General features: G+C 34.5%; 24 protein-coding genes and 2 pseudogenes. 12 read left to right on the top strand and 14 right to left on the bottom strand.

The features are described from left to right. Nucleotides 1–50: 50 nt before the first annotated feature. The gene (gene groL, locus ABWU40_RS04315; protein WP_141456977.1) at nucleotides 51–1,700 is read left to right on the top strand and encodes a chaperonin GroEL; all 1,650 of its coding nucleotides are present in this window, start codon (nucleotides 51–53) and stop codon (nucleotides 1,698–1,700) included. A gap of 673 nt (nucleotides 1,701–2,373) precedes the next feature. Beyond that, on the top strand, nucleotides 2,374–2,877 hold the full coding sequence (locus tag ABWU40_RS04310) for a protein-disulfide reductase DsbD domain-containing protein (protein WP_015589109.1): 504 nt from the start codon (nucleotides 2,374–2,376) through the stop codon (nucleotides 2,875–2,877). A gap of 156 nt (nucleotides 2,878–3,033) precedes the next feature. Here ABWU40_RS04310 and ABWU40_RS04305 read toward each other — a convergent pair. The 3 genes and pseudogenes from ABWU40_RS04305 to ABWU40_RS04295 form a co-directional block, all read right to left on the bottom strand. Further along, nucleotides 3,034–3,349: pseudogene (locus ABWU40_RS04305) on the bottom strand (transposase). Nucleotides 3,350–3,708: 359 nt separating this feature from the next. Continuing rightward, a complete protein-coding gene (locus ABWU40_RS04300) occupies nucleotides 3,709–3,978 on the bottom strand; it encodes an IS110 family transposase (protein WP_007552972.1) in 270 nt (89 codons plus the stop codon). 208 nt (nucleotides 3,979–4,186) lie between these two features. Then, nucleotides 4,187–4,414, bottom strand: a complete 228-nt coding sequence (locus ABWU40_RS04295; protein WP_141456975.1) for a hypothetical protein — start codon at nucleotides 4,412–4,414, stop codon at nucleotides 4,187–4,189. Between the two features lie 21 nt (nucleotides 4,415–4,435). On the opposite strand from ABWU40_RS04295, the gene ABWU40_RS04290 reads away from it, so the two are divergent. Together ABWU40_RS04290 and ABWU40_RS04285 are read left to right on the top strand one after the other, a co-directional pair. Next, nucleotides 4,436–5,779 carry an alanine:cation symporter family protein gene (locus ABWU40_RS04290; RefSeq protein WP_015589108.1) on the top strand — a complete coding sequence of 448 codons (1,344 nt, stop codon included), beginning with the start codon at nucleotides 4,436–4,438 and terminating at the stop codon, nucleotides 5,777–5,779. A 346-nt stretch (nucleotides 5,780–6,125) separates the two neighbouring features. Then, a complete protein-coding gene (locus ABWU40_RS04285; protein ID WP_174516893.1) occupies nucleotides 6,126–8,804 on the top strand; it encodes a hypothetical protein in 2,679 nt (892 codons plus the stop codon). On the opposite strand, the gene ABWU40_RS04280 is transcribed toward ABWU40_RS04285, so the two are convergent. The 3 genes from ABWU40_RS04280 to ABWU40_RS04270 form a co-directional block, all read right to left on the bottom strand. Continuing rightward, a complete protein-coding gene (locus ABWU40_RS04280; RefSeq protein WP_007550161.1) occupies nucleotides 8,796–9,392 on the bottom strand; it encodes a Maf family nucleotide pyrophosphatase in 597 nt (198 codons plus the stop codon). The two genes, ABWU40_RS04285 and ABWU40_RS04280, sit on opposite strands and share 9 nt — an antisense overlap. After that, nucleotides 9,370–9,633: a translation initiation factor IF-1 gene (infA, locus tag ABWU40_RS04275; protein WP_007550159.1), complete on the bottom strand. Its 264-nt coding sequence runs from the start codon at nucleotides 9,631–9,633 to the stop codon at nucleotides 9,370–9,372. The genes ABWU40_RS04280 and infA overlap by 23 nt, the downstream gene beginning before the upstream one ends. A 112-nt stretch (nucleotides 9,634–9,745) precedes the next feature. Then, entirely contained in the window at nucleotides 9,746–12,106 is a 2,361-nt protein-coding gene (locus tag ABWU40_RS04270) for a hypothetical protein (RefSeq protein ID WP_353279138.1), read from the bottom strand. Between the two features lie 49 nt (nucleotides 12,107–12,155). On the opposite strand from ABWU40_RS04270, the gene ABWU40_RS04265 reads away from it, so the two are divergent. After that, a protein-coding gene (locus tag ABWU40_RS04265; protein WP_156518142.1) for an IS630 family transposase occupies nucleotides 12,156–13,015 on the top strand; the annotation gives its coding sequence in 2 pieces (ribosomal slippage) (nucleotides 12,156–12,480 and nucleotides 12,480–13,015; 861 coding nt in all). A gap of 25 nt (nucleotides 13,016–13,040) precedes the next feature. On the opposite strand, the gene ABWU40_RS04260 is transcribed toward ABWU40_RS04265, so the two are convergent. The 3 genes and pseudogenes from ABWU40_RS04260 to ABWU40_RS04250 all read right to left on the bottom strand — a co-directional run bounded on the left by ABWU40_RS04260 (nucleotide 13,041) and on the right by ABWU40_RS04250 (nucleotide 15,545). After that, on the bottom strand, nucleotides 13,041–13,184 hold the full coding sequence (locus tag ABWU40_RS04260) for a hypothetical protein (protein WP_353279137.1): 144 nt from the start codon (nucleotides 13,182–13,184) through the stop codon (nucleotides 13,041–13,043). Nucleotides 13,185–13,435: 251 nt separating this feature from the next. Then, nucleotides 13,436–14,143: pseudogene (locus ABWU40_RS04255) on the bottom strand (IS5 family transposase). 124 nt (nucleotides 14,144–14,267) lie between these two features. Further along, a complete protein-coding gene (locus tag ABWU40_RS04250; RefSeq protein ID WP_353279440.1) occupies nucleotides 14,268–15,545 on the bottom strand; it encodes an adenylosuccinate synthase in 1,278 nt (425 codons plus the stop codon). A 180-nt stretch (nucleotides 15,546–15,725) separates the two neighbouring features. Between ABWU40_RS04250 and ABWU40_RS04245 the strand changes: the two genes are divergently transcribed. Continuing rightward, nucleotides 15,726–17,321, top strand: coding sequence for a hypothetical protein (locus ABWU40_RS04245; protein WP_353279136.1), 1,596 nt, complete (start codon nucleotides 15,726–15,728; stop codon nucleotides 17,319–17,321). On the opposite strand, the gene ABWU40_RS04240 is transcribed toward ABWU40_RS04245, so the two are convergent. Then, the gene (locus ABWU40_RS04240) at nucleotides 17,275–17,601 is read right to left on the bottom strand and encodes a hypothetical protein (RefSeq protein ID WP_015589103.1); all 327 of its coding nucleotides are present in this window, start codon (nucleotides 17,599–17,601) and stop codon (nucleotides 17,275–17,277) included. The genes ABWU40_RS04245 and ABWU40_RS04240 overlap by 47 nt on opposite strands. 26 nt (nucleotides 17,602–17,627) lie before the next feature. Further along, nucleotides 17,628–18,338, bottom strand: coding sequence for a heme ABC transporter permease CcmC (gene ccmC, locus ABWU40_RS04235; RefSeq protein WP_015589102.1), 711 nt, complete (start codon nucleotides 18,336–18,338; stop codon nucleotides 17,628–17,630). A 135-nt stretch (nucleotides 18,339–18,473) separates the two neighbouring features. On the opposite strand from ccmC, the gene ABWU40_RS04230 reads away from it, so the two are divergent. The 6 genes from ABWU40_RS04230 to ABWU40_RS04200 all read left to right on the top strand — a co-directional run bounded on the left by ABWU40_RS04230 (nucleotide 18,474) and on the right by ABWU40_RS04200 (nucleotide 21,177). After that, nucleotides 18,474–19,304: a pyruvate, water dikinase regulatory protein gene (locus ABWU40_RS04230; protein ID WP_353279135.1), complete on the top strand. Its 831-nt coding sequence runs from the start codon at nucleotides 18,474–18,476 to the stop codon at nucleotides 19,302–19,304. A 49-nt stretch (nucleotides 19,305–19,353) separates the two neighbouring features. Then, nucleotides 19,354–19,482, top strand: a complete 129-nt coding sequence (ykgO, locus tag ABWU40_RS04225; protein ID WP_006279631.1) for a type B 50S ribosomal protein L36 — start codon at nucleotides 19,354–19,356, stop codon at nucleotides 19,480–19,482. A gap of 49 nt (nucleotides 19,483–19,531) precedes the next feature. Beyond that, a complete protein-coding gene (locus tag ABWU40_RS04220; RefSeq protein ID WP_015589100.1) occupies nucleotides 19,532–19,846 on the top strand; it encodes an FtsB family cell division protein in 315 nt (104 codons plus the stop codon). Nucleotides 19,847–20,133: 287 nt separating this feature from the next. After that, nucleotides 20,134–20,436 carry a transposase gene (locus ABWU40_RS04215; RefSeq protein WP_081818090.1) on the top strand — a complete coding sequence of 101 codons (303 nt, stop codon included), beginning with the start codon at nucleotides 20,134–20,136 and terminating at the stop codon, nucleotides 20,434–20,436. Beyond that, nucleotides 20,421–20,855: an IS3 family transposase gene (locus ABWU40_RS06345; protein ID WP_320157096.1), complete on the top strand. Its 435-nt coding sequence runs from the start codon at nucleotides 20,421–20,423 to the stop codon at nucleotides 20,853–20,855. The genes ABWU40_RS04215 and ABWU40_RS06345 overlap by 16 nt, the downstream gene beginning before the upstream one ends. Nucleotides 20,856–21,012: 157 nt before the next feature. Further along, nucleotides 21,013–21,177, top strand: coding sequence for an IS3 family transposase (locus ABWU40_RS04200; RefSeq protein ID WP_010082072.1), 165 nt, complete (start codon nucleotides 21,013–21,015; stop codon nucleotides 21,175–21,177). A 100-nt stretch (nucleotides 21,178–21,277) separates the two neighbouring features. On the opposite strand, the gene ABWU40_RS04195 is transcribed toward ABWU40_RS04200, so the two are convergent. The 3 genes from ABWU40_RS04195 to dnaG all read right to left on the bottom strand — a co-directional run bounded on the left by ABWU40_RS04195 (nucleotide 21,278) and on the right by dnaG (nucleotide 25,638). After that, nucleotides 21,278–22,360: an efflux RND transporter periplasmic adaptor subunit gene (locus ABWU40_RS04195; RefSeq protein WP_174517006.1), complete on the bottom strand. Its 1,083-nt coding sequence runs from the start codon at nucleotides 22,358–22,360 to the stop codon at nucleotides 21,278–21,280. Nucleotides 22,361–22,569: 209 nt separating this feature from the next. Then, the gene (locus tag ABWU40_RS04190) at nucleotides 22,570–23,652 is read right to left on the bottom strand and encodes a Fic family protein (RefSeq protein ID WP_006280480.1); all 1,083 of its coding nucleotides are present in this window, start codon (nucleotides 23,650–23,652) and stop codon (nucleotides 22,570–22,572) included. 237 nt (nucleotides 23,653–23,889) lie between these two features. After that, complete coding sequence (gene dnaG / locus ABWU40_RS04185) at nucleotides 23,890–25,638, bottom strand: DNA primase (RefSeq protein ID WP_015589099.1); 1,749 nt, start codon at nucleotides 25,636–25,638, stop codon at nucleotides 23,890–23,892. Nucleotides 25,639–26,229: the final 591 nt, after the last annotated feature.

Below are 26,229 nucleotides of genomic sequence, written 5' to 3'. Positions count from 1 at the left end.
ATGATTTTATTATAGTTTTCTAAATTTTTTATTAACAAGAGGTGATAAAAATGACTAATGTAGTAGTATCAGGTGAGCAGTTGCAAGAAGCCTTTCGTGAAGTCGCAGCAATAGTAGACTCAACGGTGGCAATAACTGCGGGACCTAGAGGAAAAACAGTAGGGATTAATAAGCCCTATGGAGCACCAGAAATTACAAAAGATGGTTATAAGGTGATGAAGGGTATCAAGCCTGAAAAACCATTAAACGCTGTAATAGCAAGCATCTTTGCACAAAGTTGTTCTCAATGTAACGATAAAGTTGGTGATGGTACAACAACGTGCTCAATACTAACTAGCAACATGATAATGGAAGCTTCAAAATCAATTGCTGCTGGAAACGATCGTGTTGGTATTAAAAACGGAATACAGAAGGCAAAAGATGTAATATTAAAGGAAATTACGTCAATGTCTCGTACAATTTCTCTAGAGAAAATAGACGAAGTGGCACAAGTTGCAATAATATCTGCAAATGGTGATAAGGATATAGGTAACAGTATTGCTGATTCCGTGAAAAAAGTTGGAAAAGAGGGTGTAATAACTGTTGAAGAGAGTAAAGGTTCAAAAGAGTTAGAAGTTGAGCTGACTACTGGCATGCAATTTGATCGCGGTTATCTCTCTCCGTATTTTATTACAAATAATGAAAAAATGATCGTGGAGCTTGATAATCCTTATCTATTAATTACAGAGAAAAAATTAAATATTATTCAACCTTTACTTCCTATTCTTGAAGCTATTGTTAAATCTGGTAAACCTTTGGTTATTATTGCAGAGGATATCGAAGGTGAAGCATTAAGCACTTTAGTTATCAATAAATTGCGTGGTGGTTTAAAAGTTGCTGCAGTAAAAGCTCCAGGTTTTGGTGACAGAAGAAAGGAGATGCTCGAAGACATAGCAACTTTAACTGGTGCTAAGTACGTCATAAAAGATGAACTTGGAATCAAGATGGAAGATCTCACGCTTGATGATCTTGGTACGGCTAAAAATGTTAAAATTACTAAAGATAATACCACAGTTGTCAGCGAAAATAGCGATTCTGACAGTGTGAAAGCTAGAATCGAGCAGATTAAATCTCAAATTGAAACTTCAACTTCTGATTATGATAAAGAAAAGCTAAGAGAACGTTTAGCGAAATTATCAGGTGGCGTTGCTGTGCTCAAAGTTGGTGGAGCAACTGAAGTGGAAGTTAAAGAACGTAGAGATAGAGTCGAAGATGCGCTGCATGCAACAAGAGCTGCAATTGAAGAAGGTATAGTTCCAGGTGGTGGGGTTGCGCTTCTTTATGCTTCATCTGTTCTCGACAAATTAAAAGGTGCAAGTGACGAGGAACAAATAGGCATAAACATTATCAAGAAAGTTCTCAGTGCTCCAATTAGAAGGTTAGTCAAAAATGCTGGTCTTGAATCTGCTGTTATAATTGACTATTTGATTAAGCAGAATGATAAAGAGCTTATATACAACGTTGAGGCTATGAATTACGCTAATGCATTTACAGCTGGTGTGATTGATCCAGCAAAAGTGGTGCGTATTGCTTTTGAAACAGCGGTATCTGTTGCGAGTGTGCTGATAACTACTGAATCTATGATAGTTGATGTACCAAGCAAAGAAAATGCTTCATCTCCTATGGGTGCAGGAGAAATGAGTGGCATGGGTGGATTCTAAGTAGAATGAAACCGTGGAGCAATTGCTCCACGGTAGTTCCAAAAAATCTCACATTTTACTATTCGTTAAAGGTAATACGTTTGGTGCAGAAATGCACTACTGTTTGCATCCGTTTCATGCCTTTATATTGTGGTTGTCTAATAACAAAAAGGCAGCATAAAAGAACTATAATCCCTAGTATATTTATACTATAGCTAACACGTCATACCGCGATTCATTCCACAACTGTACGAACATTACAATATGGCACATAGTAAACGATGTCATGAAAGTAGCTGACACTGGAATTCAGGAAAAAGGATGATGTCATTCCAGTGCTTGACACTGGAATCCAGCATTTCCATAATCATCAAGACATTGTATTTTAACAAAAAACAGCTATTTTTATGCTTGCCAACTTAATAAAATTCCTGGATCCCAGTGTCAAGCACTGGGATGACACCCTCCTTATGGGCCAAAATCACAATGTTCGTACAGTTGTGGATTCATTCGCGGTATCTCGGCATAGATTCCGCTAACAAGTAGCGGAATGACGAATTTGTCGTTTTTCAGATTGTTGTAAGTCAGTTTAGCTATAGCATAATGCTATATTAATAAATAATCTATATAATGCTATTAAATGTAATAATTAAAATCTAAATCACTTTCTCTATAAAAGGAGAAATTTACCTTAATGAAAATATATATATATTTAATATTATTTTTATTTTTTTCTTGCGCTCAACTATATGCTGACGAGGAAATTGCAAAATTTGATTTACTTATTGGCGAGATAAATGAAGCAAGCTTCACTCTTAAAGGTGCAATAAAGGTTACAGTAGAACCAGGCTGGCACATATATTATAAAGATCCTGGAGATTTTGGCCTTCCCACGTCTATTAGTTACAAAGGTAATGCATCAGATATAAATATTCACTGGCCTATTCCAAAGGAACATAAAGATAAAGTAGGGAGAGAGACGTTTGTAAGTAACGTATATGAGGATATGGTATTATTTCCCTTTAAGATGAATATATTTTTAAATCAAGGGTATATTGACCTTAACTTCCATATAAATTATGCGATATGTAAAGATAGGTGCATCCCTAAAAATGTTGAGATAAAAATCAGGCAACCATTAAAGGATTTTATAGATTCTGATATCAATAAACTTATAAATGAGTGGTATGAAAAATAGAGTTCTCATGGGGTAGGTGTCATTCCAGCGCGTGACACTGGAATCTCATTTACTTTTTTGTTCACTATGTGAGGAACTTGGGCCTACAAGTATATAAACATAATGGTTTCACATAAAAAATTTAGATCCCAGATACTGTCTCTGCTGTCAAACAAATTATCCAACAAAATTACAATTAAATGGTTGATTCTTTTTAAGAATACCAAAAAAGACATGCATTAATTTTCGCATTAACGCAAGAACTATGACTTTTGGACATTTGCCTTTACTTGCTAGACGCTGACAAAACTTTTGAAAATGATTATTATGGTTTTTGACTACTATAGCTGGCATATAAAGAGCTTTTCGAATACGCTCAGATCCTATTTTGCATATGCAACTTCTCTTACTTACTGACGATCCCGATTGATAATGTCCTGGCAGCAAAAGCTGTAAATTGTTTAGCATTGTCAAAGTTATCAACTGATGGCATTTCTGCGACAACAGCAACAGCAGTAAGATATCCTATACCTTTTATAGTCTTAAGGTTTTCCACCATATTTTTTAGATGTGGATAGTTATTTATATGCTCATTAATTTCTTTTTCGAGAACAATAATTTGCTCCTCTATTGCCAAAATTACTTTAGATATAGCTTCTTTGCAACTGGAATGCATATTTTTGTTTTCCAAGCGATTTGTCTGTTGCACCTTATCATCTTTTAGCGATTGCATGCAACGCCCTCAAATGCCTCATTTCAGGTGCAATGGGCTTCCAAAGAGCAGGTTTGTTGGCGATACAAAATCTAGCTATCATAGCTGCATCTGATTTATCTGTCTTATTTCTGAGCAGCTCACTTTTGCCAAAAGCTTTCTGGGTTTACTATACTGACATTATGTCCTAAATCATGCATAAAAGTAGCCAAATCTTCTCCATACCAACTAGTTGCTTCAAGACATAAATGAGTAAGATTTGCTCCATGGCCATTGCACCAAACTACAAGTTTTGCAAAACCATCTTGATTATTTTGAAAGACTTTGTGTCGTTTTTTACTGTCCACTAACAAACAAACATCAAATTTCTTTTTTGAAATATCCACACCCAAAATAGCATTTACTTGCATAAAATTGCCTCCAAGACTATAAATAAACTGAGAGTTTAGACTAACCTTGTAATACGGGATATAATTCCAAAAGATACTGTTCAGTCTTTAACTCTATGGGAGGGAAGCAAAATCTGGCTTAATGGCATTAGTGTCGCATCAGCTTCACCCTCCCTGTGAGGTATTTTAGCTCTAATGCCTCACATCATAAAGATACAAGTGTCACGCACTAACTGTACGAACATTGAGATATAAGAGTAATTTGTACCAAGAAAAAAGATGTCATCCCAGTGCCCAGACACTGGGATGACATCGTCTTAACATTGTACCATATTACAATGTTCGTACAGTTATATGTCACGCTACTTGGATGACAAGAAAAGGTTTCTAGAATGACGGAAACGAAGTCATACATAGAAAATAGGTTAGGTATTTTCAATTTTTGTTGTATACTCAAATAAAAATCTCACTTTTACAGATGGATACAGTAAAGTTTGTTTTATTACTGCCAACAATATTACTCATGCTAGTTGCTGGTGTTTACCTATCGATTAAACTAAAATGGCTACAGGTATTTAGATTACCATACGCCCTTTCACTCCTTGGAGCTAAAAAAGGAGAAAATAAATTTTCTTCTATAGCCGCTCTGTTTACAATTTTAGGGGGAAATTTGGGAGTAGGAAATATTTCAGGAACTGCTGTTGCTCTAAAAACCGGAGGACCGGGCTCTATTTTGTGGATGGCGATAATTATTGTTATCACTTCTGTGATAAAATATGTCACTTGTTATCTAAGTATAAAAACCAGAAAGGAAAAGAACGGACGGTTTATAGGTGGCCCTGTAGCCTACATGGCTGATGCATTTAACTCTAGAAAAGCTACAATTGTGTTTCTAGTTGTTATGATAATGGTTTCAATAACAGTTGGTAACCTTGTTCAGGTAAATTCTCTATCAATACCACTTAACATGATAGATGTGCCTGTAGTCATTGGTGGCATTGTAATGGCCATAATATTTTTTGTTGTTGCAGCTCTCAGCTTAAAAAAAATTAAAATTTTTATATCGGCTATGATACCAATAATGACGGTAAGTTACCTCACACTTTGCGGTATCATATTATTTAAATTTAGTGAAAATATTCTTCCTTCTCTAAAACTAATAACAAGCAGTTTTTTTACAACCAGTAGCTTTAACTCTGGTTTATCTTTAGGTTTGATTTTAGAAATGTTGACTATTATTCAAGTTGGAACTTTGCGAGGTATTTTTGCAACAGATATAGGGCTTGGCCTTGAAGGAATCGTACATTCTTCAATTGTTCCTAAGAAAAATAACAATAAATTTATTATTGAGCAGAGTCTAATTACGATAATATCGCCTTTTATAGTTGCGTTTATAGTGTTTATTACAACAATGGTACTGCTTGTCACAGATTCTTGGATTACTGATTTAGAGAGCACTAACATGTGCATATTTGCTTTTAGAAAGGCAATGAATTGGCCTTATATTGACTATTTAATTATGGCCATAATGTTTTGTTTTGCTTTTACTACTATTTTTACTTGGTTTTTTTGCTCAAAACAGACAATACGCTATGTGTCTATGGATAATAAATACACTAAAATCTGGATTGTAATTTTTACCATGATCATTCCGCTTGGTGCGATAGGTAAAGTCCGGTTGCTATGGGATGTTGCTGATATCTCGATTGCTGCTTTGTTGTTTATCAACATACTCGCTATACTCAAGCTAACCTCTCAAGATCCAGAAGTGTTTACTATGAGTAGCAGATATTTGAAGTTGCAAAAACAGAGCTATAGCTAAAGCAATTTAGGCTATGCAGCTGTTGTGATATAAGAGTGATTTCCGCCAAGAAGGATGTCATCCCAGTGCCCAGACACTGGGATCCAGGAATCTTGATTGGCACTAAGTTAGTGAGCATAAAAGTAGCTAATCTTATGTTAAAACACAACATTTTTGATGGGGTTCGTGAAAGGCTGGATTCCAGACTGGAATGACAACTTAAATCGTTTGATGTTACCATAAAATAGCTTGTGTCATCACATTAGTAACACAACCTTCCTTAATAAAAATTCAACCAATGCTTGTGATAATTATATTAGCTAGTATTAGCTAGAACTAAAGGCAGAGGGTTATTAGTGAGGGATATATGGGCACTAACGATACACAACAAGAACACATTTATAATGAGCGCATTCAAGAAATTTTTCCTTTATTTGATAAAATAAGAAAGGAAGACGACCCAATTTATAATGCTAGAGTTGATTTTAACACAGTAAAGTTTTTAACAAAACACGCCAACTGGAATTGGGACGAAGAAGAAAACAAAGATAAAGCATATGGAGTTATTCTTCAGAAATGCGACAAGACAAAGAAAGCTGGACAAGACCTTGAAAGTGAAGTTAAAGAAAGGTTGAAAGAGTATGTTGATGATGTTGCAGGAGTTTCAATATACGGTAATCACGCAAGTATTACGCTGGGAAATAACAAAAAAGAGTTTAAAATCAGCGAATTTTTAAACAGTGATTTTTGTGAGAAGAATGAAATCTCGGGATTTTCAACATTGCATAGTGATGGAAAGAGCGGAATGCATGGTTTTGTTGCCGAGGAAGAAGGGAAAAAAATAAGACATTATGTCGTAACTGATGGTTCATATGAAATGACTTTAAAGTGGTATGCGGAGGGGAAGGAATGTAAGATCAAAATTAAGATTGATGCTAACGGTGTAGACCTTGTTAAAGGTGATGATTTTTCTCTAGAACGGTTAGAAGTAAACAGAGATGTAAAAATAGGTGGTTTATTCTTGCATGAAATACAATTCAGGGAGAAAGGACAAGGAAAAGTGAATGAGGTGCAACATAATAAAGACAGTAACGAGCTATCATCTGAAACTACAACAAGAATTGATGTTAATAGAGATGTTAGCGTTCAAGCTACTGATATAACTCGAAAAAAAGAAGATCACCATTCACATTTTGGACCACAATCTAACAGCAGAAGGCAGTCTTACGATAGCGGAATTGGAAAAGATTTTGATGATAAAATTAATTCTCAGGAGGCTAAAGAAAAGCGTGAGCTTAGACAAGCAGCACGAGAAGCAAATTCGGGAGGTCAAGTTTATAACCTACAATCGCTTTTTGAGGAGAATCCTCAGAACAAAAAAACTCCTCCGCCACTTCCACCTAGAACTAGTTCACTACCACCTAAAAAAGGTGTTTTCGATGAGCAAGGGGGAGCCAAATCTGGAAGCCAAAAACCAGATGACTTGCGCGAAAATGAGCAAACACCTAATAATCAGCAAAAAGGTGCAACTTCTGATTCTTCAGATAGTTCTACTTTCACCAAGTCTGTAAGCCACAATCAAGATAATAGGCAAGAAGATGAACGGTATGACAATCCTACATTTGGACATGCTGTACCTGGAAGCCAAAAACCAGATAGAAGTGAGCAAACACCTAATGATCAGCAACAACCTAAAACCCAGCAACAAGAAGGAAATAGCAAAGGCGATCTGTTACAAGACATCAGAAATTTCAAGAAAAACAACTTACGGCACATTGATGTTGATGATAGAAAAGCATCAATTGCAGGAAGTAGAAAAAATAACCCATCACCGTTAGAGACATTAAAGGACAGAATTCCTTATTCATCTTCTCCAGATAACAGTGATAACCAAGATGCTAGTGATGCTAAGTGGAAAGAAAGTGAACAGCCGCTCTCTGCTACAGCACTCAATAATAAAAGTGACTCGGGCTATTCATCTCCAACTCATGACAATAATGAACAATCTCAAGTAAATCCTGAACAGTTAAAGAAGAGCTTAGAGAACATTGAACAAAGTGATCAAACTCCACCTGAAAATCTTCTTAAAGAAATCAGAGATAGATCACAGCAGGATAATAGAGGATTAAGGCAAGTTGATCCTACTGATAAACTGTCACAAGATAAAGAAGATGGATTGCAAAAAGACGATTTAGCAGATGTAAAAATAGTGGAAGGTCCAACTGTTAGTGTCTCTGCTTCAACACCAAATAGTATAAGTGATTCAGGCTATATATCTCCAACTAATAGTGATAGTAAATCTCAAACAGATTTAAAACAGGTAGGAAGGAAATTAGAAGAACATATTAGACAAAGTAATCTAACTCTATTTGAAGAACTTAAAAATACATTAGGTCAAGAAAATCTCGGGTTAAAACCAGCTGATCAGAGTCAGATTAGCGAAGAAACTAAAAAACGCTTGAGAGAAGTTGGGTTGCTAAAAGACAGCTCAACAGACATAAAAGCAAACGATTCGGGCTATTCATCTCCAACTCATGACAATAATGAACAATCTCAAGTAAATCCTGAACAGTTAAAGAAGAGCTTAGAAAACATTGAACCAAAAGAAATCGGAGATACGAGTGAGTTAAAAGGAGCATTGGGAAACCCGGATAAAGGGTTAAGAGAACCGGCACAACAGGCTACTAAAGAAAATATTCCTAAAGATTCATTCTCAGAAAACATTTTAGAAAAGATAGGAGAAGGTAAACAATATGACCCTATACGTAAGTGGTTAGAAAAAACAGTGGCAGAACGAGAAAATAATGACACTAATCCAACTGTAGATAAAAATAGCGAACTATATAAATTACTAGAGAAAGATGAAGCACAACTGAAAGCTGGAGTAATAGAAGAAGAAAGAGGAGATACTTTAACAGAACACACTGATGGTTATGATCGCAATAGAATTGCATTAGCTAACAGAAATAAAAGACCACTAGATTGGGCTAAACAGGTTGCTGAGTCACAACAAAAAAAAGATACTAATAAAGGTATTTCAATATAAATTGAAGTTAAAATAATTGCTTAGCAAACAATAGGTTTCATGTAATGGTAACCCTATAACGGAAGAGTAGGAGCCGCGTAAGAACAATACGAACACTCCAGCTAGGCCTTGTATATTGCATCCCCCCGCCCTATTTTTCCACTCTTCTGATGCTAAATAATACTTAATTTCTTGTTCACTGAGACGTTTAAATTTCACTATTGTAACCACAGTCCTGATATGTTGTTTAGATTGATCGGGAGTTAATAGACATACACTGGTGTATACTCTATGCCTTCTTCCTGATAACAAGCGGATACATTTTTCTGCTTGCTCAACGTTTTCAGCTTTGAGCAATATCCTTCTACCACAAGCAACAACTGTATCAACACCAAGCACAAAGTAATTTGGATTTGAGCTTTGTATTTTCTCCGCTTTACTTTTTGCCATACGGATTGAGTAATCCTTCGGAAGTTCCTTTTTTAAAGGGGCTTCATCTATATCTGCTGGCAAAATTAAACCTGGCTCAATGTTTATTTGTTTTAGTAAAGCTATACGCCTTTTCGATGATGAAGCAAGAATAAGATTATTTAGAGATCGTTCTGTCACTTGTACCTTTAAGCCTTCTAATGATCCTACCCTTTCTCGCATTCCTATCGTAAATGCTCATCTCAACTAACACCCTATCCCCTATAATGATGCGTATTTTACTTCTTCTCACTTTCCCTGATACATGACAGATAATCTCATGTTCATTGTCCAGTTTCACTCTAAATTCTGCTGCAGGTAGTAAAGCAGTTACTGCCCCTTCCACTTCAAAAATTGTTTTCGATTTCTCGTCTTTTATCATATGTTATATTATAATTTAATAATCTTTTTTAGTCTACTATAGATTTTAAATTATTATCAACACAAAAGACCTTTTGCGCCCCACTTAAGTTGCAACTTAACCCCAACCATCTTCACAATGATACCCTACCTACGTTTCTACTCTCTGCCACCTTCTCAATAGAACTTATAGGACTTATGTTGAAAGATAAATCATTATCACAATTTTCTTCATCGCTATCAAGTCCACTATCAACGCTTAAAGATCTGAGTAATGTTGTCTTCTCTCTCAGTGGAACATAAGACTCATTATCAACGCTTGAAGATTTGGATAACCTTTTCTTCTGTCGTGGAGCATTACCAGACTCATTAGAAATTTCTCCCGTTAATTGATTGTTGAAGCTCCTTTGTTCATCAGCACGAATTTTTTCTTCCAGTCCATCAAGCATTCCTACCAATTCATCACCCCATTCATTTTCTTCTTCTAATAATTGTTTACACTTTTCTTTCTCACGCTCTAGCTCGTTTCTTAACTCTTCGACTTTATCTTCATCTTTAGTGAGTTCAAGTGTAAGCACCTTATCTCCTGGAAATTCCTCGTACTCGTTTTCTAGTTCTTCAATGTTGAGTTTTAGTCTCTCTTCTCCAAGTGTATCTTGTAAATCGCTATCCTGCCTATCTGATTCTTTAATCTTTTGCCCAATTTCTACTTGTACCTTATATTCCTGATCTAATTCTCTTAGCTGATCTTTCAAGCGCTCTTTCTGCTGGCGTCGTTCAACCATTATCTGTTCCGCATCTTCTCGTGCTTGATTTAGCTCTTTTTCCAAATTCTTCTTTCCTGCATTAACAATTTTCAGCTCTTCCTTTAGCTTTCTTTTTTCTTCATATACACCTTTAAGTTCTTGTGCTTTCCCTTGTAGCTCTTTTAACACACCTGCTAATTCTTCATTTTTTTGTGCCAGTTCAGTTTGCAATTCCGTGTTTTTTTGCTCCTCTTTTTCAAACCTGTCTTGTAAATCGCTATTCTGCTTCTCTAACTTTACAATTGTTTGATTAGCTTCTGCTTGGGTTGTTTCTAGTTTCTCCTGTAGTCGCTGATTTTCTTGTATTAATTCATGGTGCTTTTTATTTATCACTTGCAACCCTGCTTCTATTTCTTGCTTCAATTCAACAGCTTCTTTTTTCAAATTTGACATTTCTTGCTTCAATTCAACGTTTTTTTCGGACAGCATCTGATTATTTAAAATCAATTCATCCATTTGTTGTGAAGCAAATTCTGTCTGAGTTCCAGTGTGCTGTAAATTGACTTCCGTTTTAGTTTCGATTTGTTGTGAAGCAACTTCTGTTTGAGTTTCAGTGTGTTGTAAATTGACTTCCGTTTGAGTTGATGCATTGCTATTAATAGAAGGAGGAAGGCTATTGTCAGCATCAACTTTAGGGTCTAATTCCCCCTCTGGTTCCTTGCGATAGGCCACTATAGATTCATTTTGAAAATTGTTATTAGCAGTAGGCACAACATCAGCAGCCTTACCCTTTTCTAGTACAGCATCATATAAGGAGAGACTTTGAATATATAATTCATCATTTTGCTTTATCAATTCTAAGATCTCCTCCGATGAAACAAAATCTTCACCATTAAATTTTAGTACTTCAGTTATGCGACCGCTACTCACATTCATAATCATGGTACAAATTGAAACATTCCCGAACTCATCCTTTATAGGCCAAGTGCTTGTCATTTCATAACATGTGCCTTCTTTAAATTCATAATATCTTTTCTTATCTTCTTGATAAGCGTATATTTCATGTTTTTTATTGCAATAGATATTCAATTTTTTAATATCTTTCTCTTGCTGTAAAATGTCACTAATTCTTGTTGGCTCACTTTTATTGTAATTAATAAGGTTAACATTCAAAACTCTATGAGCATTATCAGTTTCTGTGTAATAAGCTTGAAGCTCTACGTCTTTCCTCTCAAAATATTTACTTGCAGTTTTTTTTCCCTGCTCTGCCAACTCTATGCATTTATCTATATCTTCCTTAAAGCTCTTATTAGCAGACTCTGTTACTGCTTTATCTATGTACGTTTGTTTAAAATCTCTATCGTTTATTAGGTCATAAAAACTCCACCCATCCCCAAAAGCCCCCTGCACGTAAGTGAAATTCTTTTTTTCCTTTAGTTCTCTTAAGAACCACACCTTTTCTTTCAGATTTTTCAGTTGAAAGCTTACCCTTGCCTTTACACTAGAGTTTTTGGCAGGAATACTAACTTCTTCTAATTCTTTAAGTAATTTGTTATTTTTTATAATTGAGGAGCAAAACTTTACAATAGCAGAATTTGCAAACGAAGGATCTTTTTTTATATCTTCATCAATAATTTCTTTAAAACGTGCAAATTGAGGTAGAACATAAAAATTGATTATTTCTTTTTCTGATCTTGTTTTATTAGCATAAGAGATATCACCTAATTGTGAATATATAGCTCTTTCCACAGAAGTCCGGATATGATAAGATAAGGATAGATGGCGATAAGGAGGTTGGATGCCGGCAGCATATAGTTATGATTTAAGAAAAAAAGCAATGGAAGCACTAGACGAAGGGGAAAGCAGAGAAGCAGTGGCAGCAAGATTTAAAATTGGACGAACTACTTTGTGGGAGTGGCAGCAAAGAAAAAAAGAAACAGGCGACTTTCAGTCAAAAAAACTCGGTAATGGAGGTTACAATCAGAAAATTATCGACTGGAATAAGTTTATCGAATTTGCTAAAAAACACGGTAGAAAAACTCTGTCGGAAATGGCTAAACTTTGGGGCAACGTTAGTATCCAAACGATCCACCGAGCTCTCAGAAAAATTGGATTTACGCGCAAAAAAAGACATATGGATACAAGGAAAGGAACGAAGAAAAACGTGCTGAATTCTTAAAAATTATAGCAACAAAAGAACCAGAAAACTTAGTGTATATAGATGAGTCTGGGATTGATAACACGGAGGACTATCCATATGGGTATTGCCAGAAAGGACAGCGATTTTATGCCCTAAAATCTGGAAAAAAAACTCAACGAATCAGTATGGTTGCAGCTTTAAGTAGAAGAAAGATAGTTGCTCCATTAACATTTGAAGGCCACTGTAATATGGATATTTTTAATGGATGGTTTGAGCAATTTTTGGCACCGATCTTAGAACCTGGACAAACTGTCATTCTTGATAATGCTACTTTTCATAAGTCTGATAAGCTTATCAAGCTCGCTAAAGGAGTCGGTGCAGAAATTTTGTATCTGCCGCCTTATTCTCCAGATTTTAACAAAATTGAGCATCATTGGTTTGCTATAAAAAACAGAGCCAGGAAAAACATTCCTCTATTCGAATCCTTTCGTCGTGCTGTTGATTCTGCCTTCCTATGACCTATTCGGACTATTATGAGAAATGCTATAACTCTTTTAATGTATAGTAGATAAGCGTAGAGCAATAAACCTCCCTATTCAGTGAAGTTGGTCCAATACACTTTTCAAGTTGATCACCTGTTTTTCCTGCCTCTGCTGTTTTTTCTTCTTTAGCCAAACTTCCAATCATAATACACCTCCTTAACTATATTTATATTATACCAATTAACATATATTAAAAGAAATCAAACTGTATAACCTGGTCCTACACTAACTTTTATGATTACTTAATTGTGTAAAAATAACTGCAAGTGTTAAACTTGAGCTTTTATTTTTCATTATACATTTCTTACTACATGTTTATACTGCTGTCTTGCATAATAGACTATTCGAAGTTACACAAGTATTTTTTTTATTAGATAAGAGTTAGTAAGAGCCTGTTCATAATTTTTTCAGAAGTAAGGCAGTGAAAGCCAGAACTACCATTTGTAGGCTAGTATTGAGTTTTCGCTCACAATTTTTCCACAATCTTCTACATTTTTCTAACCAAGCAAAAGATCGCTCCACAACCCATCTTTTGGGCAATACAACAAAGGAACGTAATTCATTTCTTTTGATCACTTCAACGGTTGCACCAATAATCGTTTTTATTTGAGTTACAAAATTCTTTCCAGTATAGCCTGCATCAACCAGTACATTTTTAACTCCCGAGAGGTTTTCTTTTGCATTTTCGACCATTCTCACAGCACTGCTACGGTCAGTTATCTCTGCTGTTGTTGTATAAATTGCATGCTTGCGTATCTACTGCAATACGGCCCTGAAATCTTCTTGCCTGCATCATAGCTTCAGCAGTATCTGCATTTTTTATACTCTGTGCATCAATTATGCAGAAGCTTTTCCGACCATTGTTTTGTCGCAATTATTTTTTTTTAATACCAGCTCCAGAACACTTTCTTTATTTGCATCTGGTTTTTCACTCCACTTCTTAAAATAGTCGTAACAATTGCGCCATTTTGGGAACTCTTTTGATACCATTCTCCACTGGCAACCACTTTTTAACACGTATAACACTCCACAAAATACATCATGTAAATCAAGTGTTCTTGGTTTTGTCTTCTTTCTGCAAGATTCCAGATCTGCTACAATAATCTCAAACTTTTCTCGACTTGTGTCACTTGGTTATAAACTTCGCATATCCTACTTTATATACTTTATCCTCTCACTTTATCTCTTTTTTGAGATTACGTACAGGCTCTAAGATACAAAGACGTTTTCAGAAATCTTTAAGCTTAATAACATCCTCTCTCTTTGGACTAGTTGAGATTAGATGAATTGGTACACCTATTAATTTTTCTAACCTGTCTATATATTTTATTAAATTGATAGGCAATGCTTTAATCGACCTTTTACCTTGAGTGTTTTCTTTCCAGCCAGGAAACTCTTCATATATTGGCTCTAATTCCCCTTGTATTGAATGCGATGCGGGTAAATAATCATACATTTTTCCGTTATACTTGTAACCAGTGCATATTTTAATTGTATCAAAAGAATCAAGCACATCTAATTTGGTTAATACAATGCTTGAAACTCCAGAGAGTTGTACGGCCTGGCGCACTAAAACTGCATCGAACCATCCGCAACGCCTTCTCCTATTGCTCACTGTTCCAAGTTCCTTGCCTATAGTAAATAAGCTGTCCCCCACTTCGTTCTTTTGCTCAGTAGGGAATGGACCATTGCCCACTCTTGTTGTATAAGCTTTTACCACACCAATAATGTAAGCATTGGAGGATAATCCTGAGCCTGTTATTGCTTGCGATGCTACGGTATTACTTGAAGTAACAAAAGGGTAAGTTCCGTGGTCGATATCTAAAAATGCGCCTTGGGCACCTTCAAATATTATTTTCTTACCTTCTTTCATCAAGTCATTTAATATCTTCCATACAGGTTTTTTATATGGAAGAATTTTTTCTGAAATCTCTTGAATTTCCTTTAATATTTCTTCTTTTTTAACCACCTGGTAGTTAAGGCCTTTTCTGATAGCATTGTGGTAATTCAGAAGAGTATCCACTCTTTTGTTGAGCTCATCTGCGTTTTCTAAGTCACAAAGGCGTATAGCTCTCCTGCCAACTTTATCTTCATAACATGGCCCTATCCCTTTGTTTGTTGTACCAATTTTGTGATTTCCGTTTAAATCTTCAAATAGCTTTTCCTTGTCCTTATGTACGCTAAGTATTAATGGACAGCTCTCGGATACCATCAAGTTGTTATAGTTTATGTCCACTCCTTTAACTTTCAATGACTCTATTTCTGAAACTAGAGCATGCGAATCAAGAGCAACACCGTTTCCTATAATAGATATTTTGCCTGGCCTCAAAACAGCAGAGGGCAGTAAATTTAATTTATAAACCTCATCATCTACTACTATAGTGTGCCCTGCATTATTTCCTCCCTGAAATCTCACAACTACATCTGCATTCTCAGAAAGATAATCTACTATTTTACCCTTGCCTTCGTCACCCCATTGCAGACCAATAATTACAATGTTATTCATCATTATTTTCTAAATTAATACATAAATATTAATACAGTACGCTACAAATGAAAAGAGAAATCTACGCCTTTCCTACACCCCTTAAATAAAGAAATATACTGTCGATTTTCTTAATATATTACCAAATTATTCATCATTATATGATATAACTTACAGCATATTTACAGTAAGGTGTTATTTATGAAAGAGACAAAAGGAAAAAATAATAAGAGTCCAGTAGTTAGATTAAAGGCCACAGCTAAAGAGTTCAATTTTAGTAAATTAAGAGCAGATCAAGATAATAAATTAGCGAATTCCGGTGAAACAATGTTCTTAGATTTTCAAAGGATGAATTTTATTATTAACGGAAAAGAAATAGATAAAAATCTTATTATTGCATTTAAGGAAGGAGCTAAGCACCGCAAAAGCGAACTTTTTAATAGTGATGATATATATAATGACGAAATATTTAACAAAAAAGGAACAAGAGAAATAGATACGGATCATGGCAAAGCTTTTGTTGCTTCAGTACTCGAAGATATTGAGAAAGAGCTTGTAAGTAATGCATTGGGTGAGCTATGGAAAAATCACTGTGAAAATTCCAAAACTGCCAATCATCAAAAAACCGATTCATATAAGAAAGAATTTGAAGAATTTTACAATGCTGGCCAAAGGTATATCCATCTATTACCAACAGAGAAAGATGAAAACAAGGATTACCGTTCCTTTGCAAAAGAAGTTTTCAAAAAAATGTTCAGATACGCTGGGGCAGAAGTTCCAAGTGATGCTATTTTAGAAGAGCTAGTTACCAATTGTAATCAAGCAGGGTATGAGGCTGCTCCATTTATACAAACCCAACTTGCACTTGGACAGTCGTTCATAGTAGAAAATCCTAAAAAAGTAATAAACATTGATTGTGCTAACCAAAATAATGTGAGAATTAGATCTGATATGAGGCTACCAATACTCTCTGTTAAAAATCAAGGTATGCATGTCGATAAGATATGTAATCTGTCTAGTTCATTGGAATTTACAATTGAATCTCACAATGGTGAAGACTTTGTAACATACAGAGATGGTAAATTGTCACTTACTATTCCTAAAGAGTTAAAAAATTATAAAGATAATGGCAAGAGCTTGTTTGACATTATTAAAGAATATTTTCAGAAATTCTGTGCAAAATTAGGATTTAAACCTGAGACAAAAATACAAATAGAGCATGGCTTCGGTGCTCAAAGTAACTATTTAGATGGTACAATATCAACCACAGGATCAGATGCAAATGAAGAATTTATCAATCTTTTAAGCGAAAATCTCAGAGAGAGGTTATTGGGGTCAGGAGTTGCTCTAGAAGATGAAGATGTTGATGATATTGTTGAAGTCAGAGTATCTACCGTTATAGATCTATTGAGTGATTATGCTAAATTGGAAGATAATAAAGAACACAGAGAGTTATTAATAAGTAAAGTAGCAGATAATTTAGGACTTTCCACTCAAGATAAAACAGCACCAGAAGTATTGATGGAATTAGGCTCTTTACCTTCTTTGATAAAAGGTCAGGTTAATCATAATCAAGTGCAGTCTGTTGTAAATACTTTTATTAAGTTAATTATTGAAGGGAAAAGCGAAGTATACAAAAAAGGAGGTGCGATTAATGCAATTCATAAGGAGATAGATAAGGCAATTGTTGAGCAAGAAAAAAAAGCAACCAACAAACAAGATATAGAAAATGATAAATGGACAGATAGAATCAAAAAACAGAATTATTCTGCGGAATCACATGAACATTTACCTTAAAGATATTAGTAGGCTCTTTAAATATTTTAGAGTTCATGGTTGCAACGGTTGCTATTTTACAGCGCACCTCATCGTAAAAACTACGTGCCGTTGCATCATATGTTTCAAGAACGTTGGTAAAATGTTCAAGTTGATCTCGATTCAATACCTGATCTATTCTAGTTAGTTGGTCATTGCTGCTTTTAAAATTAGTTAGATCACATAACATAGCACGTTCTTCAGTTTCAGCAGGCAAGTATTTAAAGTGACCAAAGATATTTTGCCTAATTTTCTCTAGCATATTTACCTGTATACTTACAAAGCTACCTAATACCGCATACTGATTTCTCTCTTTATCTTATATAAATTAATTAAGTAAAGTGAATACAGTATCCACACTACTAAAAAAAATGTGGCACAAAACATAAACATTGCAACCAGTGGCAACAGCAGGGAACTTTCTATTGCTATTCCACCTTTTCTCAAAATGCTTGCTGGCTGATGGAGAGTGGACCATAAATTCACGGAAAATTTTACTATAGGAATATTTATAGCACTAAAGATGGCAAATACTGCTGCTGATTTTTCTGCCCTCGCTTCATTATCAAAAGCGCTCCACAATGAAAGGTAGCCAACATATAGGAAAAGTAAAATCAGCATTGAAGTAAGTCTTGCATCCCATACCCACCAAGTGCCCCAGGTTCCTTTTCCCCAGATGCTGCCTGTGATTAAACATATTGCCGAAAAGATTGTCCCTGCAGGAGCAGCAGCATGTGCCAAGACACTAGCAACGCTATTGTTCCATACCAATGAAATGAAACTGAGTGATGCAATTAATCCATATATTCCAAGAGCAAGCCATGCAGAAGGCACATGAATGTACATGATTCGTACAATTTCTCCTTGTTTATAATCTTCTGGAGAGAAGAATAACGCCAAAGACATTCCAATTAAAAAACATGCGAAACAAATAACCCCAAGCCAAGGTAGAGCTTTCTTAGAAAAATAAGAGAAATTTGTAGGCTTTAATAAAAACATTCGTTTTGAGAATAATTGTGTTAAGAATTTACCAATTAGTTTGAGTTTTATCAACAGGATAGTTTTTCTATATTTACGTAGGTCAACAAATTAGCATAATTTCAGTAGCAGATTGCTAGCTATTATTTTTAGTATATGACCCTTAAAAAGCTTAATCTACACTTAGTATCAGATTCAAGTGGTGAAACTGTTATATCAGTTGCAAAATCAGCTCTGAAACACTTTCGTTCTATAGAAACGATCGAATATGTTTGGTCTTTTGTGAAAAAAGAGGAGCAGATTGACAAAATTCTGGAGGAAATTAATAGGAAAAGTGATGAGCATAATTTTGTTATATGCACTATTACTGATGATGAGCTAAGAAAATATTTAAAAGATAACTGTATAAAGTTGAAAATTCCCTATAGAGCAATATTATCACATATTATTAGAGAAATTTCGTCCTATCTTGAAATTGAAAAAGACGAAAAGCTTGACTTGCATACTGAGATAAATAAAGAATATTTTCAGCGCATTGAGGCAATAAACTACACTATTAATCATGATGATGGACAAAATATTCAAGATATTGATAAAGCAGATATAATTTTGGTTGGAGTTTCACGTACATCAAAATCTCCCACCAGTACGTATTTAGCTTACCGAGGCTATAAAGTTGCAAATATTCCTTTTGTTAGTGGAGTAACCTTTTATGTTGACTTGGCAAAATTAAAAAATAAACTAACGATAGGGGTAACAATAGACGTAAGTAGGCTAATAGAAATACGCAAAAATAGACTTACTTCAATTAACAACGAAGATAATAATATATATGCTAACCCTGAGAAAGTAGAAAAGGAAATTAAAGAAGCAGAGGAGCTCTTTAAACAGAATAACTGGCCAATTATCGATGTCACGCAAAAGTCGATCGAAGAAGTATCAGCAACAATTATACAATATTTTAATAAAATGTTATCAATTGACTAACTCTTGATAAGTGATTATAATGTAAAGTAATTTAATTCTTACTATAGATATGAAAGTCAAAGGGTCGCTAAAATCTCATCGTAACAGAGATAAAAATTGTAAAGTTGTGAAAAGGGGTGGTAAGATTTACATTATAAATAAGGTAAAGCCAAGGTGTAAAGCGCGTCAAGGTTCTTAGCTTTTTGTTCACCTTTTCATGTTATATATTTTTTATATGTGAAAGTACGGTGCTTATATCTAAAAAGAAGCAAAAGTTACTGTGTTTAAGCGCAGCCTTACTCATTTCTTCCCTTACATTATATTTCAGCATTAGCACAATTACAGGTAAACGTGGCTTATTGACGTTAATCGATTTAAAAAAAGAAATCGAGTACAATAAACTTTTGCTAAAGGATGTCTCTTCTGAAAAGGAAAAGTTGGACAACAAAGTATTTGGCTTATATGAAAAAAGCTTAGATTTAGATCTGCTTGATGAGCAAGCAAAAAATGCTTTAGGTTATGTGAACCCTAATGAACTTATGGTTGTTCTTGACGTGAAATAGCAGTAGAGATCTCCCTACGTCATACCGCCGCGGCGCTAACACGTAGCGGGATGACGGTTTTTCAAATTGTCGGTAAATCTAAGTCAGTTTAGCTATATTGTCTCTCACACCGCTTAGCTGAACAGACAATGGCGTCAACTTAAGGAAAAATGTCAGCGATAGTGTATAAAATTTCTCTCTAAAATTTTTACCATTAAATTACCCAAAAGCTGCATGACCTTACCCAGAAAAAGTGGAGAGAAAGAAAGGAGTTTTTTCGGGTAAAATAAAATTTTGGAGGATTAGAAATGGTAAGAGAATATACAGCAGAATTCAAATTGGAAGCTGTTAAACTGGCAAATGAACAAAGAAAGGCAGGTCAAACAATTACAAAAATAGCAAAGGATTTAGGAATAAAGGGTGGTTTATTAGGAAAATGGATAAAGAAACACAACGAAAAAAAGTCGGCAGCAGATGCATTTCCAGGTAGAGGTAACATGGCTCCTTACGACAAAGAGAGGTTTGATTTACAAAGCAAGAGTAACAAGGGAAAGAGACATTTAAAAAAAAGCCCTGGCCAGTCAAAAAGAGTAAAATATTTTTTTATATAGTAACTGCTATAAAGTACAGGAATTATATAGGATTTTCTGCTAGTGGCTACTATAAGTGGACCACAAGAAAAATAAGCAGTAGAGAATCAGCAAATAAAGAGCTACTCGAAGCTATTCAAAAAATATATCAAGTTTCTAAATGTAGATATGGAGCTCCTAAAATTTATGCTGAATTGAAGGCTTTGGGTAAAAGTTGCAATTTGAAAACGGTGCAAAGTATTATGCAGAAAAATGACATCAGGGCTATACTGAGAAGAAAGTTTAAAATTAAAAAACAACAAACAGATAATAGAGCTGTAGCTCCCAATATACTAGACCAAAACTTTATTGTCGATCAACCAAATAAAGTATGGGATTACTTACATCAAAACCAAGGAGGGATGGCTATATTTGGCAGCAATAATTCTCACGTATGGTAGTTAATGAGCAGTTCAATAAATAAACAATTGGTTATGGACTCTTTATTAATGGACGTTAACAAGCGTAAACCTGCCAAAAATCTACTATTACATAGTGATCAAGGTTCACAATATACTTCGCAAGGTTATCAATATCTCTTAGCTGTAAAGAATATAGATGAGTAATAAAGGCTGTTGTTACGACAATTCTGTTGCAGAAAGCTTCTTTAGCTCATTGAAAAGAGAAATACTTATTGATACTTCACAACACTCTGCTCAACAAACTAGAACTGCAATATTTGAATACATAGAAATTTTTTATAACAAACAACGTCACTATTAACTATTGCATTCCAGAACAATTTGATGCATCATTCTTTTTGTAAAAAACATTCCACACTTTCTCTCCACTTTTTCTGGGTAAGGTCAAAGGATCTTATGTCTTAAACCTTATCACCAGGCTTAACAAATAGGTGGCCCAATACTATTAACTTTATGGGTTTATCTTCGTTATTTGCTACTATCCAAACCCCATCGCTCTCATGATCAACAATTTCTATTGGTGCAAATACTACATAATTATTGTCATCAACAATCTTTATTCCAAGAGCACCCTCGTCACTTAAGCTCAGGGCTGAAGAAGGAATTTTATATGCAAATCTTTCGCCTGAAGGTAGTCTTACGTTGGCAGTTAATCCCTGCAAGGATATCATTTTATTATTAGTTACCTTTACCTCTACCCTATAAGACCCAGTTTTAGGCTCAGCAATTTTACTAATAAAACTTACTTCACCTGCCAATTCTTTTCCGTCCAGTAAATTAATTTGAGCTGTGCTGCCTAGCTCTATTTTACTTACTTCATTTTCCGAAACGTATAACACCACAAGAATTTGATCGAAATTAACCACGTCAGCTATTTTTTGCCCAGCATTAACAAAATCCCCTTCGTTTGCATTGATTTTATCAATATAACCATCTATAGGAGATGTGACTGCAGTATTTTCTAAATCCAATTCTAGCCTTTTTAGGTCAGCTTTTGCACTTTGTAACGCAGTAAAAGCTGCTTCTACTTGTATTTGTGCCCCATAGCCTTTTTTATTCAGTTTGTGAGAGGAATCATACTCAATTTCACGCTGCTTTAATAAAGCTTTGGCTTTCTGAGCTTGCTCAATCCTGTCATAATCTTCTATCTTTAACACTACATCATCTCTTTTTACCTTTTCACCATCAGGTAAATAAATAGCAATAATCTTACCACTTATTTTTGAGACAAGGCTAGCTCTATGTAAGGGATTTACTGTACCAGAAAAATTTAAATATATAGTGCGGTTTTGCGGCGCACATTCTTGAGTTTTTACTGAAAAGCTACTAGTTGCATTATCGCTATGAACCGCCTGATCTTTTTTTAAAAATGCACTGCTGATAAAAAACAGTAGAATAAAAGCAATACTGGAAATGATGATTACTTTGTTTCTCACCTTTAAACAATAGAATTTGTTGACCAATCTTGTTAGAAACAACTGCATAAATTTTCGAATCAGAAATGTAAGTATAATACATGTACCATTGTCACTCCATAAATAGTTTTATATGAGAACAAACACAAGATTTTCCTACAATAAGTAAGTTTTTTATTGCTAAAATGCAATTTTTAATCGAATAAAAATGTAAAATTGCAAACAAAGTTGTGCATAAGACTGGATTTAAAAAAATCTTGAAAAATATACTAAAACTTTTAAATAATAACTTTATATCTAGTGGCTTTGCCTTCTCCAAGACGCTGTAAGTATTTCATCCCTAGCAGTTTCTTTGTAATTGCCTCTACTGTTCTTGGAGGAAATCCTAGAGCTTCTATAGCATCTTTTCTACTAAATTCTTTATCTGCAAGGCTAAGTGCCCATTCCCAGAAGAACAATTGTTTTCTTGATAATAAATATTCAGTATTCTCCCTCTCAAGAATATAATGCGCCTCATTTGCTTGCGTTTTGAGTACATTAAGAAAAAATATTAACCACGGGGAAATATCTTCTTTGCCACTTTTCCAGCTACTTTGTGTTTTATTAAGCGCTAAGTAGTAATCAAGTTTGTTAGTTTCAATTATCTTTTCATGTGATACAATAGATACAAAATCATAACCCTGCTGCAACAGCATTAAATTAGTCATCAATCTACTAGTTCTGCCATTTCCATCTTGAAAAGGGTGTATTGCCAGATACTCAAAAACAAAGTTAGCAACAATAATAAGAGGATGCTTAAATTTATTATTTAAGGACCAGTGATACCAATCAATAAGCTCTTGTACTTCCTTTCTAACAAGGTAAGGTGGTGTGGGATCAAAAATTATACCAACAACTTTTCCATTCTGATCTTTTGCCTCAACTCTATTAGAACTTGCTTTGTATTTTCCTCTATGATACAAATCTTTTTCACTATAAAGTAGCATCTGGTTGTTAATGTGCAATATTGATGACTCACTAATTGGAATATCCGTATAATCATGAAATATTAGTGTAAGCATTTCTAAGTAGCCAGCAATTTCTTGCTCATCTCTATTTTTAAATTTTTTGACACGTAGGTTTTTATATAGATCCTCAACTTCTTTATCGGTTAGACGATTTCCTTCAATACGGTTAGAAGCGCCAGAAGATGTAACAATAACTGAATGAGTTAATCTTTCAATTGTTTGTGGTAGTAGTTTTTTCGTTATCTGCCAGCTATTTTTAACACTATCAACTGCAGTAATTAACTCGTACACTTGTTCAATTACAGGCCCTTCTAGGTTGAGACGTGTACTAAGACGAAAATTCTTCCAGTTCATATTCTTCTCACATGCATATTATGTGAGATAATGTGAGATAATGTGATAAAAGTCAATAGTAAGCTTTATATGCATAGCAGAGCTAACTACAAAAATTATACATTTTCAAGTGATCCTAACCATATCAAAAACTACAGGGCAAAGCTGTTGGAGGAAGGCTTAATTAGTTAAAAATTTCAATCTTATGTAAAATATTGTCTTATTTTGTAATTTTCTTGTTGACTAACGAGACGATATCTACTTTTCAATAAACTCCATTTGCATTTCTTGTATACTACTTTCTATTTGCTCTATTTGTTCTATTAACCTTTCTTCTAAGTCAAGATTACCGCTCAGCCTCGCTTCGGTTCTTTCTTTTCGTAATGCATTTAATTCTTTTAGTAACACTATATTATTCCACACAATTTCTGCAGATTTTCTCTCGTTCAGTTGGCTATTTAGTACACTAGTTTTTTCAAATACATACTTTATAACGTTAAACTGTTTCAATTCTTGTAACAAAGCCTCTTTATCGAGTTTGCTTTTGTTACTTATTACATCAATTACACGCTGTTGTAATCTTTTCATCTCATTAGTAAATTCAAAATGAGAAAATTGCTCAAAAAATATAGGACGGTTCAAAATTTCAGGAAATTCTACGGCTATACGCAAAATTACGGCCTGATTTTGCTCTGCTTCAATTAGCTCTGGAGATTTGTTATGAAGATACTCACCTTTTGTTGCTCCAGTTTTACTATTAAAAATCTGTTTTTTGAAGCTACTTCTTAGTTCACTAGCCTTATTGTAAAAATAATCTCTGTAATACCTTCTAATACTGCTGTTGCTAATAGTATTTACATATTCCATGAACTTGTGCTCAAGAATTGAATATTTTTCCGGAGCAAGTTTTTCATAATTTTGCAAATTGCTATCGATTATGTGATGCCATAAATATTCAGAATGCAGTTTTGTTGAATGGTCAAGAGCAGTCAACACGTCTTCTTTCTTGTATGCCAGTTCGTTACATATATCGTATGGATCTTTATTACTTGGCAAAGTCACAAACTTTAACGTGTATCCAGGCTCTAATATTGGCAGAGCAAGTTCTGCAACTCGAGTAGCAGCATGACGTCCAGCACTATCGCCATCCATACAGATGGAGATTTCTTTAGCAAATCTCCATAGATTTTTTATCTGCTCTGCAGAAATTGCGGTACCAAGCGGAGCAACTGCATTACTAATTCCTGCTTGATGTAGCGCTATAGCGTCCATATATCCTTCAACAACGAGTATGTGCTGTTTTTTACGTATTTCGCTTAAAGCAAAGTTTAATCCGTATAAATTCTCCCTCTTCTTAAAGAGCTGACTCTCTGGACTGTTTAAATATTTCGGCTGTTGCTCAGAACTTAGCACACGTCCGCCAAAACCAATAACTCTCCCTGCAATGCTCTGTATAGGAAATATCAGCCGGTCATAAAAATAATCATGAAAATTTTTGTTTACTAATCCAATATCAATCAAAATTCTGTCTTCAATACCTGAAGAGTTTAAATACTCTTTCAAACCAGAGCTTGGTGCATAACCTATCTTAAATTTATCTATGATTTTAGGTGAAATCTTACGCTGCTTTAAATAATCTACAACACCTTGATTTTTTTGTGCAAACCAATTTGCAGCTAAATCAAGCGCTAAAAATAGTTTATTGTCCTCTTTTGTAATACTAAGATTTTTGGGCAGTTCAACACCTGTAACCGATGCTAATTTTTCCAATGCTTCTTTAAAGCTTAATCCTTCAGTTTGTGAAATAAATTCAAATGCATCACCACTAGCCAAGCAACCAAAACAGTAATATAACCCCTTAGTATTGCTCACCGAAAAAGATGGGGTTTTTTCGTTATGAAATGGACAGAGCCCAACAAAACTATCTCCTCTTTTTATTAATCTGACTTTTTTACCTACTATGTCGGATAATAATAATTTTGATTTTATAATATCTATATGATCCATCTTGTTAAATTAGTAGTAGGATAAAAATTATATAGAATTTATACACATCTGACTCGAAATTTATTTCTATAACTAAAGCAATTTAGATTTACCGACAATGTAGCTATACAAATTCAAGAGCAATCCTGTCATCCAGGTAGCCCACAGAAACAAAAAACTTCCTTGACAAACCTCGCCAGCGCCCTTATCATGAAACTGAAGCTATTTATTTATCTTCTCTGTACAGATTAAATGACAAAAAAACTCAACGTATCTGGCGTCTCATGTTTAATTTTTTGTACTATGTGCACTCTATGTCTTTATCAAATTTCTAGGTTTTTACCTATACAAGCTGAAATACGCTTATAAAGCATTTAAAACATCAAAAAACGCCAACTTAAAAAATGGATAGTGAATAACTAGCTACCCTAGGGTTTCTTTTGCCTTTTTTTCTGTTTAGTAAATTTCTTAACGTTTATAATTTAGATTAGTTGCAGCTTAAAAGCAGCTAAATCGCGGTTATTAAGTGTTTAGAATAAAAAAACGCCATACTTGAAAGTATAATGTAAGTAATTAGCCAACCACGGGGCTTCTTTTGCCTTTTTTTTCGTT

Origin of the sequence: Wolbachia endosymbiont (group A) of Cydia amplana (assembly GCF_964028495.1) — a bacterium.
In the GTDB taxonomy this organism is placed as follows: Bacteria; Pseudomonadota; Alphaproteobacteria; order Rickettsiales; family Anaplasmataceae; genus Wolbachia; species Wolbachia pipientis.
This window is presented reverse-complemented; position numbering and strand designations above follow the sequence as displayed.